Origin of the sequence: Chamaesiphon sp. VAR_69_metabat_338 (assembly GCF_031423935.1) — a bacterium.
GTDB lineage: Bacteria > Cyanobacteriota > Cyanobacteriia > Cyanobacteriales > Chamaesiphonaceae > Chamaesiphon.
In genome coordinates, this window is the sequence record NZ_JANPGM010000056.1 from 1 (window position 1) to 3,372 (window position 3,372).

The window sequence follows — 3,372 nt, forward strand, 5'->3', positions numbered from 1 at the left end:
AGTCTGGATAGTCCACAACGTAAGATCGGGCGAGATCGATCTTATCGTTACCTCTTAATCTCCTGTCTCCTGTCTCTTGTCTCCTGTCTCTTATCTCCTCCGCTTCCGCCGGGGGGTCTGGGGGTGGGAACCCCCAGACCCCCCGGCGGAAGCAAGAGTGACTTATTTGCTACGGGGCATAAGTTGTCAAGATGAAGAGCAGGTAACAATGAACAGCATTATTGAGAAAGCTACCAGGACACACGCTGAGATTTCCGTCTGGTGACATGCCTCTTTTTGGTCGAGACAGATGCTGGGGGAGAGTTAGATGCTGGCATCTTATTTAATTCTGCTTACCTACTTATTTATTTCCCCATCAACTCGAACTTGGGTAAATATAGTTCTAGTAGTCCTGGTGGTGGAAGGATTTCGATTCGTCGATTGGCGAGATCGACAACTGGGACGATTTCTTTGACAAAGGGAATCATCGCTTCGGCTGTGCCATCGTCACCAGCCGAGCCGTCTACTACCAAAATCTCATGTCCGGCGGTAAAAATATCGACCACCTTGCCAATTGCTTGTCCAGTCGCTTGGTGAAAGACGGGCAAACCAATCAGATCTTGACTGTGATACTCTCCTGGTGCGAGTCTCGGTCGATCGTTCGTCGGGAGTAATAACATCTGTCCCCGCAGATTTTCGGCTTGCGATCGATCGGTTATTCCCTCTAGTTGCACCACATACAAGCCTTTGCCCGGGATTTCATAGCCTTTTTTGAGTTGAATCGATCGCGGCTGGAGATCGTGAGTACCCCACAACCACCGTTCCCCTGCGCGCTCGAAGCGTTCGGGAAAGTCCGAATTGGGATACACCTTCACCTCGCCTTTGATTCCCTGTGCACCGACGATCGAGCCGATTTCCATCCACCCATCTGGCGGTACTAATGGCGTCCCGATCGAAACCTTTGGTGTATTGGGCGATGAATTAGTCATGGATCGATGCTGGAGGGACAGAGCGATCTTTATGTTAAACCACAAAGTACAATCTTTCCCCGCTCCCCGCTGTCTTAAAAAGGTGCTCAACTTGCGGCTCACCTTTGGACGGGTTCCCCGACAAAAATGGTGAGCCAGCGGCTCGCAGCCGGGAGGTTCCCTCCCGGATTATGCGAGACAAGACAGCGACGCATCGACTGGGAGGTTTCCTCCCAGTTGTGTGCGTCAAGACAAGACAGCGGAGTTGGGTCGGATGGGGAACCCATCCGTGACCCATACCCAAGCAGGGGCAACCCCAAGACCGCACTTTTCGCTCCCCGCTCCCCCCTCTCCAAGCAAATAAACTATTTCACCACAAGCAAGCTCTTTCAAAGCATCGAGCCAGTTAAAAAACTGTCCATTGCCCAGCTCGATCGAGATTTAGACAGTTTAGGATTGAGACATCGACAGCAACAAATCATTTTCAAACTAACTAAAACGGGAGCAAATCAGATGCAACAAATTGGCACTCAAAAAGATAGTAACGCGTGGATTTTTCAAACTTGGGCATCCTTTGTCCTGTCCGTTGGTATGACTACTACTGGCGTGATTTATCTACCGGTAGATTTGTGGGTCAAAGGTTTTGTGGGGATGGGATTGGGCTTTTCGATCGCTTCGACTTTTACCTTAGCCAAAACGCAAAGAGATCTGTACGAATCTACTAAATTAACTTCCAAAATTGAAGAAGCCAAAGTCGAACAAATTCTCTCGCAACATGGCGGACTGAAATAACGATCGCTCCCGTCGATCGAGGCGATCGGGTATGGTAAAGGAGTAAGCCGCAACTTCTGCCGATGTGTCGTTACTCGCGACGGGTTCGCTCTGGGAATGCTAATTGGCGGTTGAGCCGTAACTTGCCATCACCATATTTTGGAGCAAATGACCGAAAGTAGATCGATATTGACTCGTTGGCGCACCCTCTTGGTAAAACAATCGCCTCTTTACCAAGAGGTAAAAGCATTCCTCACCCTCGCGATGCCCCTCGCTGGCATCCAACTATCCCAAGCGGCGATCGGCTTTGTCGATACGCTGATGATGGGCAGGATCGGCCTAGAAACCCTCGCGGCGGGTGGATTGGCAGCCCTGACCTTTAGCGTGTTTCTCTATACCTCATCGGGCGTCCTGATGGGTGTGAGTCCGATCGTGGCTACCGCCTATGGTGCGGGCGACAAACAGCAAGTCGAACGCGTCGTTCAGCAAGGCTGCGCGCTGGCGATCGGTTTAACAATCCCGATCGCCTTTTGTATTGCCAATTTTGACATCCTGATGCGGCAGTTGGGGCAAGCGGAAACGACGGTCGTTTTGGGGAATACTTATCTCGATATTATGGTGTGGGGCTTTTTGCCCGCCTTGGGGTTTGCGCTGCTGCGGAGTGTCGTGGCGGCGATGTCGCACACGCGCATCATTGTAGCGATCGCGATCGGGGGGACGATAATTAATGTCGTCGGCGACTATGTTTTAGGCTTCGGTAAATTTGGGTTTCCCCAGTTGGGAATTGCCGGTTTAGCAGTGGCTAGTATCATAGCAATATGGGCGATGTTTTTGGCATTAGTTGTCTACATGTTGACCCAGAAGGAACTCAAAACTTATCGGTTTTTTCAGAGTATTTATCGCATCGATCGGCACGTATTGAAATCGTTAATTCGTGTCGGCGTTCCGATCGGGATTGCCACTGCTTTAGAAATCGGACTGTTCGCGATCGTCACTTATCTAATGGGCTTGCTAGGTACTGAAGTTCTAGCAGCGCATCAAGTCGTTCTCCAAACGATCGCCATTACTTTCATGGTACCGTTGGCGATGTCTTACGCCGCCACCATTCGCGTCGGCCAAGAAATCGGCCAGAATAATCCAGCAGGAGCCGTTCGGGCTGGGTATGTGGGTGCGGCGACCGGCTTAATGTTTATGCTATTAATGGCCGCCATCCTGCTGTTATTCCCCCACCAAATTATCAGTATTTTTATCGATCTTAGCGATCCGCGCAATCGCAATGTCGTGCCTTTAGCCACAGGGATGATGACCATTGCGGCAATTTCTCAAATTTTAGATGGCCCCCAAAAAATTATTATGGGTGCTCTTTATGGTTTACAAGATACCCGCATTCCGATGTTTTTGAGTTTCTTGGCATTTTGGGGTGTTGGTTTAACTAGCGGTTATTGGTTGGGATTTCATACCGCTTTGGGCGGCAACGGTTTGTGGCTGGGACAATCGATCGGCATTGCAATTTCTGCCGTGATGTTTTTCTGGCGATTTCATCATTTAGTATCTAGAAAATACCAATGACTGGAGATCGAAATCCTCAAGAAAACTCGATCTATGAGTCGTATCGATCGCCTGCCTCAAGCCGACATCGTCGAAATCGGCGGCA

3 protein-coding genes are annotated in these 3,372 nt (G+C 50.0%); 2 read left to right on the top strand and 1 reads right to left on the bottom strand.

Annotated elements, in window-relative coordinates:
* Positions 1 to 344: 344 nt before the first annotated feature.
* A complete protein-coding gene (rimM, locus tag RMO84_RS01755) occupies positions 345 to 968 on the bottom strand; it encodes a ribosome maturation factor RimM (RefSeq protein ID WP_396135742.1) in 624 nt (207 codons plus the stop codon).
* A 492-nt stretch (positions 969 to 1,460) separates the two neighbouring features.
* Here rimM and RMO84_RS01760 point away from each other — a divergent pair, with 492 nt between their 5' ends.
* Both RMO84_RS01760 and RMO84_RS01765 read left to right on the top strand, forming a co-directional pair.
* A complete protein-coding gene (locus RMO84_RS01760) occupies positions 1,461 to 1,739 on the top strand; it encodes a YiaA/YiaB family inner membrane protein (protein WP_310486738.1) in 279 nt (92 codons plus the stop codon).
* Positions 1,740 to 1,907: 168 nt separating this feature from the next.
* A complete protein-coding gene (locus RMO84_RS01765) occupies positions 1,908 to 3,287 on the top strand; it encodes an MATE family efflux transporter (protein WP_310486739.1) in 1,380 nt (459 codons plus the stop codon).
* Positions 3,288 to 3,372: the final 85 nt, after the last annotated feature.